Source organism: Lactobacillus sp. ESL0700 (assembly GCF_029392095.1).
Lineage (GTDB): Bacteria > Bacillota > Bacilli > Lactobacillales > Lactobacillaceae > Lactobacillus.
Map to the genome: position 1 here is coordinate 1,016,636 of NZ_CP113930.1, position 18,150 is coordinate 1,034,785.

At 40.5% G+C, this 18,150-nt stretch carries 11 protein-coding genes; 4 read left to right on the forward strand and 7 right to left on the reverse strand.

The genetic code is table 11. From position 1 onward, the window contains the following. Positions 1-3,615 carry a helicase-exonuclease AddAB subunit AddA gene (gene addA, locus OZX63_RS04835; protein ID WP_277141964.1) on the reverse strand — a complete coding sequence of 1,205 codons (3,615 nt, stop codon included), beginning with the start codon at positions 3,613-3,615 and terminating at the stop codon, positions 1-3. A 3-nt stretch (positions 3,616-3,618) separates the two neighbouring features. Continuing rightward, on the reverse strand, positions 3,619-7,095 hold the full coding sequence (locus OZX63_RS04840) for a PD-(D/E)XK nuclease family protein (RefSeq protein WP_277141965.1): 3,477 nt from the start codon (positions 7,093-7,095) through the stop codon (positions 3,619-3,621). A gap of 75 nt (positions 7,096-7,170) precedes the next feature. Here OZX63_RS04840 and mvk point away from each other — a divergent pair, with 75 nt between their 5' ends. From mvk to fni, 4 genes are read left to right on the forward strand one after another with little or no spacing between them, the layout of a single operon-like run. After that, on the forward strand, positions 7,171-8,079 hold the full coding sequence (gene mvk / locus OZX63_RS04845; protein ID WP_277141967.1) for a mevalonate kinase: 909 nt from the start codon (positions 7,171-7,173) through the stop codon (positions 8,077-8,079). After that, positions 8,079-9,041 carry a diphosphomevalonate decarboxylase gene (mvaD, locus tag OZX63_RS04850; protein WP_277141969.1) on the forward strand — a complete coding sequence of 321 codons (963 nt, stop codon included), beginning with the start codon at positions 8,079-8,081 and terminating at the stop codon, positions 9,039-9,041. The genes mvk and mvaD overlap by 1 nt, the downstream gene beginning before the upstream one ends. A 35-nt stretch (positions 9,042-9,076) precedes the next feature. Continuing rightward, complete coding sequence (locus tag OZX63_RS04855; protein WP_277141972.1) at positions 9,077-10,159, forward strand: phosphomevalonate kinase; 1,083 nt, start codon at positions 9,077-9,079, stop codon at positions 10,157-10,159. Between the two features lie 8 nt (positions 10,160-10,167). Continuing rightward, positions 10,168-11,184: a type 2 isopentenyl-diphosphate Delta-isomerase gene (gene fni / locus OZX63_RS04860; RefSeq protein ID WP_277141974.1), complete on the forward strand. Its 1,017-nt coding sequence runs from the start codon at positions 10,168-10,170 to the stop codon at positions 11,182-11,184. Between the two features lie 417 nt (positions 11,185-11,601). Here the strand turns inward: fni and OZX63_RS04865 are convergent, their stop codons facing one another. The 5 genes from OZX63_RS04865 to OZX63_RS04885 all read right to left on the reverse strand — a co-directional run bounded on the left by OZX63_RS04865 (position 11,602) and on the right by OZX63_RS04885 (position 18,149). After that, entirely contained in the window at positions 11,602-13,392 is a 1,791-nt protein-coding gene (locus OZX63_RS04865; protein WP_277141976.1) for an FAD-dependent oxidoreductase, read from the reverse strand. An 11-nt stretch (positions 13,393-13,403) separates the two neighbouring features. Then, a complete protein-coding gene (locus tag OZX63_RS04870) occupies positions 13,404-15,215 on the reverse strand; it encodes an FAD-binding protein (protein WP_277141978.1) in 1,812 nt (603 codons plus the stop codon). An 18-nt stretch (positions 15,216-15,233) separates the two neighbouring features. After that, positions 15,234-16,229, reverse strand: a complete 996-nt coding sequence (locus OZX63_RS04875; RefSeq protein ID WP_277141980.1) for a helix-turn-helix transcriptional regulator — start codon at positions 16,227-16,229, stop codon at positions 15,234-15,236. 371 nt (positions 16,230-16,600) lie between these two features. Next, entirely contained in the window at positions 16,601-17,338 is a 738-nt protein-coding gene (locus OZX63_RS04880; RefSeq protein ID WP_277141983.1) for an NADPH-dependent oxidoreductase, read from the reverse strand. Positions 17,339-17,363: 25 nt separating this feature from the next. Next, positions 17,364-18,149 carry an HAD family hydrolase gene (locus OZX63_RS04885; protein WP_277141985.1) on the reverse strand — a complete coding sequence of 262 codons (786 nt, stop codon included), beginning with the start codon at positions 18,147-18,149 and terminating at the stop codon, positions 17,364-17,366. Between the last annotated feature and the right edge of the window lies 1 nt (position 18,150).

The following is an 18,150-nucleotide window of genomic DNA, read 5'->3' on the forward strand; positions in this document are numbered from 1 at the left end:
CTATTTAACTTCTACCGCCCTTTTTGCGTCAAGTAGAATTAGGTATTTATGGGTTACTTTTTGTTTGGCAAAAGAATTAAGCGCCTGCTCGTATAACCTAAGCTGGCCCGTATATTTTTGCTTAATCTTAGCAATTGCCGTATCCAAATTATTCGGGTCAACGTGGTCAGTCTTGTAATCAAACAAAATGATCCCATCGTCAGCTTCAAAATAACCGTCAATGGTCCCGTGAACCAAAATCTTGGCATCAGGATCACTAAACTGGTTAAACAAGGTCGTTGCCGCAATTAAGCTGGAAAAATCAACTTCACGCTTTAAATTATCCGGCTGCTGCCAAAAATCGCGAGCAAAATCACTGTGAACAAACCAGTTAATCTCATCTTTTTTCAGACTTACAACAATTTGCGGGTTCAACTTTTTCTGTTTGACCAATTCCTGAATTTCGGCATCTAATTGCGCGTCATCACCACTACCACAATAATCATAATACTGCAGAATTAGGTGTGTTGCCGTCCCGATTTCCGCACCAGTAAATTTTGATTCAAATAGAAAATTAGGTTTGGTATCAATTGGCTGCAAATAACGGTTAGTGGACGATAAGAGGTGTGCATTTTCTAAATCCGTGTCAATTGGATCATTGAAGGCCTTCTTGATTTCTGAAACAGCCTGATATGCCGTTGTTTGACTCGCATCCTTAAACGGATAAACAAAATCATACAGTTTCTGCGCTGTTTGGTTAAGTAAAGTCAAATCTTGCGTTTCTTCCTGGCGTTCTTCTTCTAGAACTGCTCCAGCAATCTGTTCATTATCATACTTGATAATTAGCAAGTCTTGGTTTTGATCTAGCTCACTTGTGACATCGCTAATCTTTTGCACTGGTTGTTTATCAAAGTGAATTGCGGGTCCGATAAAATTCATTGGGCTGGTAGCCGTTAACTTATCGGCTAGTGCAAGGCGACCATTAGCGTTTAATTGGTGCTCCCAGGTCAAGACTTTTTTAGGAAAGCTCGGAATATCGGCTACTAAGATAAGTTTTTGCTTAGCCCGCGTTAGCCCAACATATAAAATTCGCGCTTCTTCCTCCAGTAATTGTTGCTTTTGCTTAGTATTGTCAATTGCCTTAACCAGTGAGTCCGCACGATAATGCTTGCGCCTCAAGGTTAGTCCAACGTTATCGGCATTAATAATGTAATTGCCGCTTAGGTCACGCATCTGGAACCGATGCTGGAGCCCAACGTAAAACACAATTGGAAATTCAAGTCCCTTAGAACCGTGAACCGTCATCAGCCGCACGGCATCACCGGCTTCTTTAGTTAATAGCGGCTGGGCCAAGTCTTTCTGACTGCGCCGCATGCGTTCAATAAAGTTAATGAATTGGTACAGACCCTTAAAACCCGCACTTTCATAGGAACTGGCGCGTTCATACAGGGCCTCAAGATTAACTCGGCGCTGTTCGCCGTTAGGTAATCCGGTCATGATTTCCAAAAGGCTGGTCCGCTCATAAATACTCCAGATTAATTCGGAAATGCGGTGATTAGTCGCAAATTGCCGTAAGTCATCTAGCTGATTTAAAAAGGCTTTAATTTGAACGCTTAATTGGTCACCGACCGTCACATAGGAAGTCAAAGCATCGTAAAAACTCGTATTTTTGCTGTGAATGCGAATTTTAGCAAGGTCTGGCTCTTTGAAGTTAAACAAGGGTGAACGTAAAACTGCCACGAGCGGGATGTCCTGGTCTGGATTATCAATGATTTTTAAATAATTCATAATCACCGTTAATTCAAGCGTTTGAAAGTAATTTTTGGCATCCGTGATAAACAATGGCAGGTGGTTTTTAGCAAACTCTTGCATGATTGTTAAGTTATCGCTGCGACTTCTAGTTAAAACGGCAATATCACTGTACTTAAAGGGACGCTGATGTCCCAAATGAGCATCATAAACCTGCAAATTCTCTTGCTTAAATTGCTGAATCCGATTGATAACCATCGTAATTTCGCTGGCATCAATTTCCGGCTCGGTTTCATCAGAGTGATTTTGCTGGGTTTCTTTTTCGTGATAAAGAACCTCGCTGGCTGTTGGCAAGCTCGACGGATAATATTGCGCACCAAAAACTAGTTGGCCTTCGCTAGGATAATCAATCCCGCCAAAGTCTGTACTTAACACACTATCAAAGACTTGGTTAACCAACTTGACAACTGGCTTAGTGGAGCGAAAGTTTGCCGATAATAAAATTCGTTCTTGATTTTTATTTTCCGCTTGTGCAGCTGCATGGTATTTATTCAGGAACAAACTCGGTTCAGCCTGCCGAAAGCCGTAAATCGACTGCTTAACATCCCCCACCATAAAGAGATTGTTTTGGCCGTCTTTTTTCAGCAGCTGCAAAATCTTCTCTTGAAGGGCGTTGATATCCTGATATTCGTCAATCAAAATTTCTTTAAACTTATTACGATAAAAGTCACGAGCTAACTGCGAATTAGACGTGTCCTGACTAAGAATCTGGTAAGCTAGTTGCTCCATATCACTATAATCAAGCAAGTTTTCTGCCCGCTTTAACTGGTTAAAGCGATCAATTAAAGCTAGCTCCGCCTTAGTAATTGCGGACGTGATTCTTTGTCCCTGCTTTAATAGGTCTAGCTGTTCAGACTCATCCGTTACGTAAAAAGAGGTGTACGTTGAAAAGACCTGATTCTTAGCTTCTTCTTTTAAAGCTTGACTTTCTTGATAAACGTCAAGCAGGTCCTCGTCCCACTTATTAGATTTACGGTAACTTCCGGTGAAAACGCAGCTGCGTAAATATGCCCGCTGAGTCTCATAATCGTCATCAGCTGCCAGACTTTGGCGATAATTTGATAGCGCCTGGTGAAATTGCGTAAAGCTCTCATGCACCTTGCTTAATTCTTTAGTTTCAATTTGACTGCTGGCAAGCAAGCGCTCAATTTTTTCATTAAGACTAGCAAAAGTATTGCTTAAATACGGTTTAATCTGCTCTTGCCATAAAGCAGACGTAATAATATTATCTGCCACCTGGTATTTTTGACTTAATTGCTTCAACCAATCACGATAATCTGGCTTAGCCATCGCAAAATCATACAAATCAAGTAGCAATCCTTGAGCCGAGTCAGCATCCCGATCACCAGCAAAATTATCATAGAAGGCAATAAAATCTTTGTCCTTGGCTTCTAAAAATTCACCTTCGATTTCTCGCAGTGCCCGCTCACGCAATAGTGCCGCCTGCGTCTCATCGGTTAAGACACTGAAGCTAGGATCAATGTCAATTACGTAATAGAAACGGTGAATAACGTCCAGACAAAAAGCATCGATTGTTGAAATGTTGGCCGTATCAACTTGGTTAAGCTGCTGGCGTAAATAACGCTTGTCTGCTGCAGACTTTAGCTGCTGTTCTAGCACCTGCTTAATCCGCGCTTTCATTTCTTGGGCCGCCGCCTTGGTAAAAGTTACAACGAGCAATTGGTCAACGCCGGTGCCAGCTAGGATTTCTTGCATAACCCGTTCAACTAAGACCGTAGTTTTTCCACTACCCGCTGATGCAGAGACCAAAATATCTTGCCCGCGATCATCAACTGCTTGCTGTTGCTCTTTAGTAAATTGGGGCATTGTCTAGTCACTCTCTCCTAATTTTTCTTTGATTTTATTAAGCAGTTCTTTTTTACTTAAATTACTGATTTGATGGTATTTGTTTTCCTTGAGCATAGCGTCAAAAAAGAAGACGTCGCGATAATCGGAATAGGTCAAGGCATTTTGGCCCTTGCCATACTGATAAGGATTGAGCTTAACTTGCCCCGACAGAATTTGGCTGGAAGCCGCCTTAATTAAATCTTCGTCATACTTTAAAAGCAAGTCGATTTCATCTTCGGTAAAATCATTTTTATTACTAAAGCTAAAGCCGCCTTTAGCCTTAGACTTAACGCCAGTATAAAGTTCTGAAGCTTGACCCTTTTCTTCAAGTAGTGGCTCAGCCTTTAATAGTAAATCAGGGTCATTATTAATCAGTCCCGTGTACTTTAGCCGCGTTTTACCATCAAGGGATGGCTGCTTCAGCATTAAATCAGTGCCAATCAAGTCTTTACCATTCAGGCGCTCAATTTGTCTGGTAACTGTTTGATAAAAAGCCCCTAATAAGGACAACGGATGATTACCAACAAAGAAGTCCTGATTTTGCGCTAACACATCAAGATAAGACACCATCTGCAAAGAGATGCCGTTATAAAATAAGCCGAGATTGAACTTTTTCGCTGATGACTTATAGTCAATTACTTGCGCCAAAAACTCCCGCTGATCAGAAATTTGCGCAAGATCTACCCGATCCATCTTGCCGCGTAAGTTAACGTAGTGTTCACCTGCTAAATTAGGAATCGCAAAGTTCAGACCTTTGACTTTTTCGCCTAGGCCAAAACTTAATTCTGAATATTTGGCCCGCAGTGGTGTTTTTTGCAAAGAACGGTGCCAATTATTGGCGACTTTAGTTGTCGTTTGGTCTAAACACCTAAATAGGTACTTGTTAAACGGGTCATTCATTAACTGCTGGTATTTAGTCTCATCCTGCATTTTTGCCCGCGCCAATTCGAGCAGTCTCTGTAAGGTTGCCTGATCGATTTCTGCTAAGTCGAGCTTTTGCTGGTTTAATTCCTTAACTAACCGATCAAAGGTCTCATGAAAGTAATTACCAGCTTGGATCACATCAAGCTCATTTTCAAACCGTTTTCTTAGCCGCAAACCATAATTTAAGAAATATTCGTAGGAATTTTCGTAAAAAGTTTCTAACTGCGAAACCGAAGAATTGAGGTTTTCACCGTATAATTTTTGGGCTAATTCTGGACCAATATCTTCCGGCCGATTATCAAATTGACTGGCTTCAAGAACCATTGCCGTTTTTTGTGGTAAATACTTTTGCGTCAGGGTTAATAATTGCTGAACCTGAGTCTGCGGCTTATTTTGATTCAAATAAGTTAAATAACCGAGGCTGGCTTCAGGATTAGTTAAAAATGACAGCAAATCCTGTAATTTATCCGGCAAGTTGTGCTGACTAAATTCGGGCGCACCAGCATTTTTCAGTCGTTCATAATAAATTGAGGGCTCAAGCTCCTCATTTGCAGCGTTTAAGACGGGATAAGACAGGTAAACCTTATCTTGGGCCAGCGCAAGCGACACGCCAAACTGGTAATTCTGATCTAAATTGCTCAGTTGCTGGCGGTCCTCTAAGTAAGAGTCCTCACCAAACGCTTGACTCAACTTGTCTAAGTTTTCCGTACTTAAAAAGCCCGGGGTGTTTTGAATTGCGGGCAGATTGTTGCTGGTTGCCCCAATAATGAAGACCTGCTTGTAGCCGCTGGTCTGAATCATCCCCATTTCAGACAGGTTGACCGCATCAAGAGTAGACGGAATTTGCGAAAACGTTGCTTCTTTGAAGCCATTGGTTAACACGTAAAAAAAGCTGTCAATGTCGAATTTATCGGGATTAATTAATAGATAATCGTGAAGCAAATTGATTAATAAGTCCCAGACCTGTTCGGGCTGCTGCGCCTGTTGCAATTCGCCCTGCTCTTGAGCATCTTCACGCCATTTTTCCAAACGTTTAGGAACCCCATTTTGGGTTAAAAAGTTAAAGAAAATGGTAACAGCGCGTTGACTATCAGTCTCTTTTTTCATTTCAGTAAGTAAGTCTGAAATTCGCTTGACAAAATAATCCTTAAGCTTGCTGATGTTAGCAACTTCATTAGGAATTTTATCTAATCTAATGACTTCCGCAGCCACATAATTGGTAAAATCGCGGCGCCACAAATTATGGTTAATTCCGTGTGCTAGGACAAAGTTTTCAAGCTCGTCAACATCGTGAATATAGGCGGCCTCTTCTTGATACCAATCCGGAATTAACAGTCGCGTTTTTAAAATCGCTAGCAAGTTGCTGGTTTGCAGGGGTCTAGTAAGTAGCTGAGCAATATTCTCAATCAGCACTACCAAGGGATGGTACTTCATCTCCTGTTGCAGATCATTAAAAAAGGGAATCTGATTTTGCCGCAAAATTGGCGTCAAGTAGGTTTCATATTCATGCAAATTGGGTGCTAATACCAAAAAATCACGGTAGCGATAATTACTCAGAGCTACTTGCTGGTAAATTGTGCGGGCGACAAAGTAAGCTTCAGCGTAACGCGAATCGGCACGCACTAACTGGACCTGATTTATTTTCTCAGGTACGGCAGTTGTTCCCGTCCAAAACTCATTTAGTAACTCACGATTTGATTGCTTAGGTGCAATTGGCGTTCCAATAACCTGATAATTTAAGTTATGATCATCAAGATAATGCGTTAATTGGCCAATTGTTTTTTGAATAACATAGTCGTAATCGCCAGCCTCGGCATCAGAATCAATTTGGCCCAGCTTTGTCTTAAAGGCCAAGGTAACATTGCCAGCATGCATCATGAGCAGCTTAATAGTCAGACTTTCTTGCAGCGAAAAGTGAGAAAAATCGCTGAAATAAAAATCCGTCTTGCCCAAGTCTTTTTTGCTAGCTAATAATTCGTTTAACTGCAGCTGCACTTCATTCTTGGTTGAAAACTTATCCGTAATTTCTGTGATAAAGGCATCATAAATAACGCGCAAGTCCGCAATTTTGTTTTTCGTTTCTAAATCTAAATTACTGTCATCAAGTTCGTCGAGGTCTAAGTTACCCGCCCGCACCTGCAAAATGGTGTCATAGAGCTGCTTGACTAAGCCAGAATTAACAGTAACGTTCTTAAATAAATGCAGCTGATCACGCTGGTTTTCAATAATTTTTGCCAGCAGCATGGCCGCAGCCGCATCATCTAATTGCGTCGGCAGTCCTTCTTCAGCGTCTTTTAAAAAGTACCAGGCTAGTCGTGAAAACGACAAAACCTGCAGATTTTTCACTGATTGCTCAACTTGCTTTTGACTCAGCGCAAGCTTATTTATTGCCCTAATTTCTGTGGTAAACTTAATATGATTAGGTACAATGATAAAAGTTTCATGTTCTGGCTGGTTTTGATAATTTTCAATTGCTAGTTGCAGAATTTTTTCTTGCAAGGGATCTGTTTGGCGACCGACTAGAATCTTGATCATTTGTTCACTTCTCCTTAGCTAATATTTTAGCATAGGAGCCGCAATTTTTTACTAACATTAAGGATCTTAAATAAAATGAAATGTAGTTATTTAGCACATGGCAAAGTTATCCTGATTGGTGAGCACGCAGTTGTTTATGGTTACGATGCCCTTGCCATGCCGATTATGTCCTTGCAGATTAAAGCTAGTGTTGAACCGAGCTCAACCATGTGGATGGATACTGCTCGCTATCACGGGCCCTTTTTTACTGCGCCAGATGAATATGACGGGTTAAAATATGTGGTCAAGACAATGCTTACTAAGGCAGATAGTAATGCGCCACTTAAAATCACTTATACCGGTGAAATTCCAACGGAACGTGGTTTCGGTTCCAGTGCAACCGTTGCTCTGGCCACAACTAAGGCAATGAACGAGTATTTTGCGCTAAACCTGACGGAGAAAGAAATCATGGCGATTACCAACCATGCCGAAATGATTAATCACGGTAAGGCCTCCGGTCTTGATGCGGCAACTGTTAATTCTGCTAATTTAGTCTTTTTTAACCAAAAAATGGGACCTAAAACGCTCAATGCAAAACTGGGAGCCACCTTGCTAATCATGGATACTGGAGAACTTGGTAGCACAAAAGAAGCAGTTAACCAGGTTCACACGCAAATGATTGCCGATCCTGCTAAAAAGCAAATGATTGCCCAACTAGGACAGTTAGCTACTGCAACTAAAGCGGCATGGCTTAACCAAGATCAAATTCAGGTTGGTCATATTTTTAGTCAGGCGCAAGCAATTCTGCAGGCGTTTGGGTTAGCCACCACTAAAATTGACCAGCTAGAGAAACTTGCCTTAGCTAATGGGGCTTTAGGCTTTAAATTATCTGGCAGCGGTCTGGGCGGCATTGTGATTGCTCTATGCCCTAACAGGAAAACAGCGGAAAAAATAGCGACCAGCAGTCAAACGTTAATCACTGGTTCATGGATTGAGGAAATTTAATGGCGAAGACAGTTCGAGCACATACAAACATTGCGTTGATTAAATACTGGGGTAAGGCAGACGACCAGCTGCGACTGCCGTTAATGTCGAGTCTGTCAATGACTCTGGATCAGTTTTATACGGATACTAGAATTACAGCGAGTACAACGGGAAATCATTTTTTCCTTAATAATATTGAACAAACTGGGAAAAGTGCCCAGCGGGTTTTTGCTTATCTTGAAAAATTGCAACAGCATTTTAACGTGACGGGTTCATTGTCCGTTTATTCGATTAATCACGTACCAACAGCCGCAGGCCTAGCCTCATCAAGTTCTGCTTTTGCGGCATTGGCTGGGGCTTTTTGCGCGTACTACGAGTTAGACATTAATCGGCGGCACTTGTCGCGCCTAGCTCGGCTTGGTTCAGGTTCTGCCAGCCGATCAATCTATGGCGGTTTTGCTATTTGGCAAAAAGGCGTGGATGATGCGACCTCTTATGCCTACGCTTTAGACGAAAATCCGCAAATGGACTTACACCTTTTGGCAATTGAATTAAATCAGCAGCCTAAAAAATTGTCATCAACTGGTGGGATGAAACAAGCACAATCTTCGCCCTTTTTTAAGCCGTGGCTGGCGCGTAATGAGCAAGAAATGGCGCAAATGATGTCTGCCATTCAAGAAAATGATTTTACTCGTTTGGGTCAACTGGCCGAACTTAATGCCAGCGAGATGCACGCAATTAATTTAACAGCGCAGCCTGGCTTTACTTATTTTGAGCCGGACACTGTTGAAGCTATTAAGTTAGTTACCCAATTGCGCGCGCGCGGGATTGAATGTTACTACACAATCGATGCCGGCCCCAACGTTAAAGTTCTCTGCCAGTTAAGAAATGTAAAAGATGTGACCAATTCATTTGTGTCTGTGTTCAAGAATGCTAAGATAGTAAATGCAAGTTTTGGTCCAGGTATCTCATGCCTGGACTAATTAGCGTAATTTAATTGATTAGGAGATTAAATTAATTGATCACAGAACAAGCACCCGGAAAATTATATATTGCTGGTGAATATGCTGTTTTAGAACAAGATTGTCCTGCAATCTTAGTCGCAGTTAACCAGTTTATTCGGGTTTCAATTACTAAAAGCAAGTCAACAACGGGCCTAATCCACTCCAAGCAGTATTCACAGGACTCAATTCATTGGGTGCGTAAAGGCGCCAAAATGGTAATTGATAACCGTGACAATCCGTTTGAATATATTTTAGCCGCAATTTCTTATACAGAACGTTACTGTATTGAACAGAATATTAAAATGAAGGTTTACGACCTGCACGTTAATTCTGACTTAGATTCAGCTGATGGCAAAAAATACGGCCTGGGTTCCAGTGCGGCGGTTACCGTGGCAACAGTTAAAGCAATTTTACGCTTTTATAATGTACCTTTTAGCAATGAATTAGTTTATAAATTATCCGCAATTTCGCACTACTCCGTTCAGGGTAATGGCTCTGCCGGTGATATTGCCGCGAGTGTTTACGGTGGTTGGCTGGCCTACCAAACCTTTGATAAGGCATGGTTGACTAACGAACTGGCTAGCAAGACTTTATCAAGCATTGTAAATGAAGCATGGCCAGGGTTGAAGATTCAATTGTTGACGCCGCCGGAAGGGATGCGTCTAATGATTGGCTGGAGCCACAAACCAGCATCAACTTCACGACTAGTTGATGAAACTAATGCGAATCGTGCTGCCTTAAATGGTGAATATCGTGAATTTTTGCAAGCATCACGCGAATGTGTATTAAAGATGATTACTGGTTTTGAACAAAATAATATTGCCTTAATTAAAAAGCAAATCCGCGTTAATCGTAGCCTGCTGCAGCATTTTGCTCAAATTAATCAAATTGCAATTGAAATTCCGCGGCTTTCCAAGTTAATTAACATTGCCGAAGATTTCGGCGGTGCCGCTAAGACTTCTGGTGCTGGCAACGGCGACTGCGGCATTGTAATTGCAGATGAAACAACTGATGTGGCTGCATTAGAAAGTCAGTGGCAGGAAAATGGCATTCAGCCCCTCAACTTCCACGTTCATCAGGTTAAATTTGCCCAATAGGAGAAAAAATGTCAATCAGATCTAAACGTAAAGAAGAACATTTAACTTTAGCCCAAACTTTTTTTGAACCCGAAAAAGCCAACAGCTTTGACCAAATGCATTTATTACGGCCGGCACTGCCAGAAACTCGAGTTGATTTAGAGGCAATTAAAACAACAATGTTTGGTAAAGCGGTTAATGCGCCCTTCTTCATTAACGCGATGACTGGTGGCTCGCCTAAGTCATTATTGATTAACAAAGAGCTGGGCAAAATTGCTAACCAAACTAAGATTGCTCTTGCTCTTGGTTCAGCCAGTATTTTAGTTAAAGAACATGTACAATTAGATAGCTTTTTAGTGGCTCGTGAAGCTAATCCTGATGGGATTATTATCGCTAATATTAATGCAAAAACGGCACCTAAAGATGCCCAAAAAATTGTCAGCGAATTACAGGCTGATGCATTACAGGTACACCTAAATACGGTTCAAGAAATTGCGATGCCTGAAGGTGAACGTGATTTTCGCTGGCTAGATAATCTTAGAAGTTTACGGCAAGAAATCACTGTTCCAATAATCATTAAGGAAGTTGGCTTTGGCCTTGACCAGTCAGCTATTCAGCTACTAAAAAATGAAGGCTTTAAGTGGTTCGATGTTGCTGGTAGTGGTGGCACGAATTTCGCGCAAATTGAAAACGCACGCAACCAAAGTGACCTTTCTTATCTAGAAACTTTGGGCTTGCCAACAGTTATTGCAGCAATGATGGCTCAAAAAGAACAAGTTAAACTAATCGTTTCTGGTGGTGTTCGCAATCCTCTGGATGTCTTCAAGGGTTTATGCCTAGGTGGACAATATGTTGGTATTTCTAACGTCTTTTTGCAAACTATGGAGCAAAATACTCCCGAATATTTATTGCGGACAATTCAAAATTGGCAGCATGAATTAGCTGGTTTATTAGCCATCTTTGGTCAAAAGGATTTGACTAACTTAGCAAGTATTAAACAGTATTTTGACCTTCCCTTGCATGATTTAATCACGCAGTTAAGTTAAAACTTTACATAATTAAAATTATGACAACAAAAAAAGGACTATGCGGTAAATCGCATAGTCCTTTTTTGCTTTTGGTTCAAACATTGCAGCGATTATCTTGGTATTGATAATAGTAGTTAAGCAATTAAGTTTGTTAATTACTTTAATTACCAAGTTAATCAAAGCCTTGAACGAACTAAAAGCTGCCTGGAATAAATTTAAGGCAAAATAATAACCGCTCTAGTTTGACCAACCCAGCAGTTATTATATTAACCATTGCTAAGTCACCGCTTTTAATGCGGAAACTCATGTTGAGAAGTCCTGTTAGTTCCAGGACTTCTTTTTCTTTACAGCCGTATTGTAGCATTTTTATATTTAAGATTCAATTACGACAAAAGAGCCGATGTATCAAAAAAACAATCGACTCTTTTTTAATTATTAATTATTTGAAGCTCCCGAAGTAGTGTCTTCACTGGCATTTTCAGCAGCTTGTGTACCAGCTATCCTACCAAAGACAACAGCATTGGTAATACCCATCCCGCAGCCAGGATAAGTCATCCCGCGCCAGCCGCCAGTTGTACTACCAGCAGCGTAGAGATTTTGAATTGGTTTATTTAAATTATCCAAAACCTCTGCTTTAGGATTAATTGCTAACCCGCCTGCCATATCAGGAGTTGATGGCGCAAGTTTAGCAGCATAATAAGGTGCCTTAAAGGCAGTGAGGTCTTTTGTCCGACCAAATTCTGAATCAGAGCCTTTTATGACGTCCTGATTCCACTTGGTAATTGTTTGCTTTAAGGTCTGCGGGTCTAGTCCTATCTGTCCAGCTAAGTCTTCAATCGTATCGGCCTTCTTAAAGTAGCCGTCTTCAACCTCGCGCTTTAAATGTGGCGATGGTGCAGGTGCTGAAAAGGCTGCAGGCATTTCATTGGCCATACCTTCATCAAACAATAGCCAAACATAACCTTGATCTAAACTTGCAATTTTCTTTGAAGCAAATTCAAAATACATGTCTTCTCTAAAATGACGTTTAGCATCAGTACCAACCCAAATATAAGGCTTAGTCCAAGCAGTACACAAAGGCCCAATACAAACATTATCACCTGATTGTGTGCCGATTGAATTAGCAATTGGCATCCACATATCACGCAATTTGGCACCAATTTCAGCACCCATAGTAATACCATCGCCCATTTGTCTAATTGAACCGTAAGACTCACCAACGGCAAAGTCAGGTGCAAAACTCTTGAGTAGTTCCTTATTACGTGAGAAACCAGCAGTTGCTACAATAATACTTTTGCCCTTAAAATTACCTTTATTTGTGTGAACACCAATTACACAATTATTTTTATCTGTAATTAGATTTTCTGCAGTAATGTTAAAAATGAACTTACTGCCGACTGCTTCGGCCTTTTCAAATAAAGGCTTAGATAGACCATAGCCACTCTTTTCAACGGTTAAATGAGACCTAGCAGCTGGCTTAGCATAAGCTTTCATAGCTTGTTCATTACCGATTTCTTGGACTTCTTCAAAGTTAACGCCAACGTCACTGGCTAGCCATTCATAATCCTCTGCACCATGTTCGACAATAGCTTCACGCATGCCATCATCTTCATAGCCCTGACCAACTGCTTTTAGATAATTGTCCCAATTTTCTTTAGTATCTTCAATGCCTTGCTGTTTCTGCAAACTTGTACCACCACCGGCATTATAATAGCCACCTGACAAGGTCATATCAGATAACATATAACTTGATGTGTATTCTAGACAAAGAACAGACGCACCCTTTTGTCTAGCAGAAATTGCGGCTGATAAGCCAGCGGCACCGGCACCAATAATCAAAACATCAGCCTCATCTTCAAAGTTTAATGTGGCAGGATCAAGGTAGCGGTAATCTTGCGTATCATCAGTTTTAGTTGTCGTTCTTAAGTCTACCTTCTTGGCAAATGCGCTGCTATCGCCTGCTTTAGATAAAGCATCCCTAACTGCTTTTTCAACAGCTGTAAATGTAATTGTCGCACCGGTAACTGCATCGATATTGTATGATTGATGTTCAATAATTAGTTCTGGAGCTTTCTTCAAAGCCGCACTGCTAATACCTGCTGTTTCTTCTTGTTGATCCACATTGACGGCTGCAATCGCACCGTTTTTAACAGTGACAGAAACTTTAACTTCGCCGCGATTTCCCGAACCTGTACCTTGATAAGTACCATCTTTTAAATTAGCCATAATTACCTCCTCTATTGTTTAACTTGTTTTAACGCTGCAGAAACAGCTTCTTTGAATGCCTTGCTTGTGGCAGAAGCACCGGAAACGGCATCAACATCAGCGGTTTTTTCTTTAATCATCTTTACCTGTAGTTGCTTTAATGCCTTACCACCATAATCAGGTGATTCACTTTCCTTAAGAATTTCAATCTGTGTTGGCTGCTTTTTATCATTAACCGTTACGCGAACAATGATTTCATTACCCATGCCACTAGTTGATTTACCAATGTATTGGTTTGGCTTGGTCTCATAATTAGTTTCATTCAAAGCAGATGCTGGGAAATCATCATTAGCAATAGGCTCACTCTTACTGGCACCACTAATTACAACTGGTTCCTTTATTTTAGCGGCATTCTCACCGGCAATTTTACCGAAAATCAGGCAGTCGGCAATATCGCCACCACCGTTGTATTGGTTAGCGCCAATGTGGCCTAATTCTCCTGCGGCATATAAGTGCGGCAGAACTTGGTGGTCAGTATCTAATACTTCTGCCTTTTCATTTCTGCGTGGGCCGCCTTGAGTGTTTAACATCGTATGTTGCTGAGCAAGTGAATAAAATGGTCCCGTTAAAGAAATTTTCGCCATCGATTCTGGCTTTCTGCCGCATTGGTAGTCAGCGCCTTGATCAACGAAGAAATTATAGGTTGCGATTGTGTTCTTTAATACGGCTGGATCGACATCTATTTCCTTAGCTAAGTCAGCGAGAGTATTTGATTTAACAACTTTAGCTAAACTCTCTTTTTGGAAATTATCATTATCCTGATTCATGAATTCGTCATATTTCTTTTGGTCAAAAATCATGTGGGGATGAACTTGAGCAAGCGGAATCCGCCAAATACCATGATTATAGCGATGACCATGTCTTGTAGGATCGTCTTCAGCAATATAACGCGTACCATCATCGCCAACAGTAATTAATGAACCACCAAAAAGTGATTTCCAAGCCATCGTGCTGTGCGCTCTTTGACCTTTAGGAGCAGCAATATTGACTGGGCCACCTGGTTCATAATTGTTCATGTGCCAAAGGTCAGCACCAACTTCAATTGCCATCTTAATACCGTCACCATTGTTGTACAAAGTTCCGTATGGCAACAATTTAGTTTCGCCAAGGTAGTCCTGAATCATTTGTTCATTATTCTCAAAGCCGCCCAAGGTCAACACAACACCATTATTTGCTTTGGCATTATATAATTTGCCGTTCTGCTCAAACTGGACACCAATAATTGTTTTATCTTCGTCTTGAATTAAATGCTTAGCTGGTGCTTCATACAGAACATCAATTTGGCTGCTGCGATCAAGGACATTTTGCCGTAATCGTTTCCACAATGCACTATCAAAAATTTGGTCATGAATAAGCAGATCATCATTCGTTTCTGCCCCTTCAAACTCTGGATATTCTGCAATCATGTATGCCAGTAAGGCGACATTCTTGTTGCCGGGATTTTTTCTGACACTGAAGGCCTTGCCACCTAAATATTTTTCAAAGTAAGTTGGTAAATCAACCATGCCCTGAACAAATGTATTCAGTACTTTTTCATCTAAGTCAAGTGGGGCCGTCATTTGTTCATAATATTTCTTCAATTTGGCAAAGTCATAACCTGCTTGGACAATCTGACCGCAATAGCGTGTGTTACCACCTTCGTGACCTTCTGGTGCACTATCAATTAGCAGTACTTTAGCGCCATTATCTGCAGCGAACCTAGCTGCAGTTGCTCCGGCACCACCAAAGCCAACGACAATAACATCATAAATAGCATTCCAAGAATCTTTATCTTTTAAGAACATCGTTGTTTCTCCTTTATGTTAATTTGGATCATTACTCATGCTTTTCTCTAAAATAATTTGATGACGATATGTTAAGACTGTCTTGCCCGTCCAGCGTTTAAATGCCTTATAAAACGAAGTCACATTGCTAAAGCCAACTAAGAAACTAACTTCAGTAGTAGTTAAAGTTAAATCTTGCAGTAAATTGAGTGCCAATATTTTTTGAACAATAGTTACTTGTTCTTTAAAACTGGTTCCTTCACGTGCAAGCCATCTCTGCAAGGTTCGCGGTGAAATTTTGATAGCTTCAGCTACGTCTTTTAGTTGAAAATTGCCGCCGGCAATTAACTTGAATAAAGTATTTTGAACAACTGCCACAAAAGGAGGATCAGCATTTAGCTTTTTAAGATATTTTTTCAAGCCCGGCTCCATAAAACTCCAGACAACATCATTTTCTGTCGAAAATGAACGCTTAAGATCACTTAACTTAAACACTAAGTAATTGTCGCGACTTTTTTGCGGTGTTATTCCTAGATATTCGGTAATTATTGGACCATATTTAAATCTACTGCCAATTGAAACGGGAATAATTTGTGAATTTGTCCCTGTTCGAAGTAGGCTAATTACAGAAATTTGGTCAACTAGTAAACTAAATCTAGAATATTTACGATAGTCGTCCAAATAACTGATATGAATCCGTAGATTTTTACCTTCCGCAAAAATTCCCATTACAATTGGACCAACCAGTTTTTCATAAGCAGCTAAACGCTTGATTGCCTGCAGGCCATTTGAACTAGACAAAGCAGCAAAGAACGGAGGAATAAACGGATAAAACTTGCTAACATCACTACATGCAAGTAATTGCTGGTCGTTAGCTTCTTTATCTAAAATGGCAAAGGCATGTGAGCTCTTTTCCCATTTAGAATTTAAATAACGATCAATGACACTTGAGTCAAGTAACCCTGAGATAGAATCAAACGGGTACCCAAGATTTTTCAAAAAATTTTGTAATTCGCTAGAAGTTTGCTCGGTCATTATGCTTTCTCCGATCTCATCAGTATTGTATACCCTTTCATTTGAGCAAAAAGTATCTTTTACCGACATTTTATGCCTAAACGCGCCAAAATAATACTATTTTGTGAAAGATATAATTTATTTTTTGCTTAATGTAATGTCTTAAAGATGTATGGTAAACACTGTATAGTTATGAAAAAGCGGTTTTGTAGGATGATATTTTTAACTAATTATGTTTAATTATGAGCAATAATTAGTTAAAGCCAGTTTTCTCCATAACTAATGCAAATTTAAAAGGACCAGCTCCCGATAAAATATCGGAAACTAGTCCTTTGATAAATTGATTTTACATAATTTAAATTATGACATTAAATATAACAAGTTTTATTCTTCTACTTCAATACAAAACCTTGCTTTTGCAAAAAAGCACCCACATCAGGACGTCTTGCTTCACTAAAAAAGTCAATATTTTTTTGTAGCCAGTCAGTTTGTTGTTGGTTACTGTTACGACTAGCATAATAAGCAGCAGTCTGTTGCTGATAAGCTGTTAAATCAGTGAACTTAGCTATGTTATAGCTATTCTGTGCGACCTTTTGATCTAATGCCATCCGCGGCTTAGGTCCATTCTTCTTGGTTGGAATACCGATTGTCATGCCAAAAACTGGTACGGTGAACTCTGGCAATGCCAAAATTTCACTAACTTGTTTCAAGTCGTTACGAATGCCGCCAATATAGCAAATACCCAAGTCAAGTTCCTCAGCAGCGATGGCCATACTTTGGGCTGCAATAGTGGCATCAATGACGCTAACTAACAGTGCCTCCATGTTTTTAATGCCAGCTAATGACTGATTTGCTTGTTCTAAAAGGCATTTTTGCCGGTATAAATCAGCGACAAAGACATAAAAGGCACTACTGTGAACGACATATTCTGGACAGTTGGCAATTTCTCCTAATTGCTGACGCTTCTGGGTGTCCGTGATTTCAATGATTGAGAATGCCTGAACAAAATTTGACGATGAAGCACTATTAGCAGCTTTTAGCAGCTCTTCTTTAGTTGCAATTGGTAGCGGCTCATCGACAAATTCTCGTACGGAAACGTGTTGTGTCATTTTTTGGATAAAATCATTCACTATTTTTAATTCCTTCTCTAGTTTTTTAATTTAATAAGCGCCATATTTCCTTTTGGACAGCACTATCATTACTGGAACCGATAATTCGGTCCGCTGCATTCTTCGCACTTGGCAGCGCCGTGCCAGTTGCATAGCCGCGGCCAACATACTTAAGCATCCCAACATCATTGCCACTGTCACCAAAGGCAACCATTTCGCGGGGATTAATTCCGAGCTTCTTGCTCAGATACTGCAAGCCGATGGCTTTATTCATCCCTTTAGTTGACATATCAATCGAGCCTGCAGAGCCAGAAACAAAACCTAAATTAGGATAATTCCGTTTAAGTTCAGCTAGCATTTGCGGCATTTTAGTCTCAGCGACGTCAAAAGTTATCTTGAATATCTGATCGTTTAAGTTTGCAAAGTCAGCCACCGGCGTAATTTTGTAGTAATACTTGCGCAATTCCTCAATGTATTCCGGACTATCGCTATCCAGCACATAGGCACTTAGTAGTCCGGAAGCAACTGCCTTTTCGTCATATTGCCGTGTAATTTGCACGATTGTCGCTAAATCATTGTCAGAAAGGCTATCGGTGTGAATTACCTGCCTACCTTTGGCAACCAATGCCCCATTTTCAGCAACAAAATAAATCTGATCGGCGACTTCTGGAAATCTCGTTATCAAATTTTCGTACTGATTACCACTAGAAACGACAAATTTAATGTCACGTTCCTGCATAATTTTAAATTCACGCAAAAACAGGTCAACATCATAGGTCTTAGCATCGGTCAGCCAAGTACCATCCATATCTGTTGCAATTAACTTAATCATT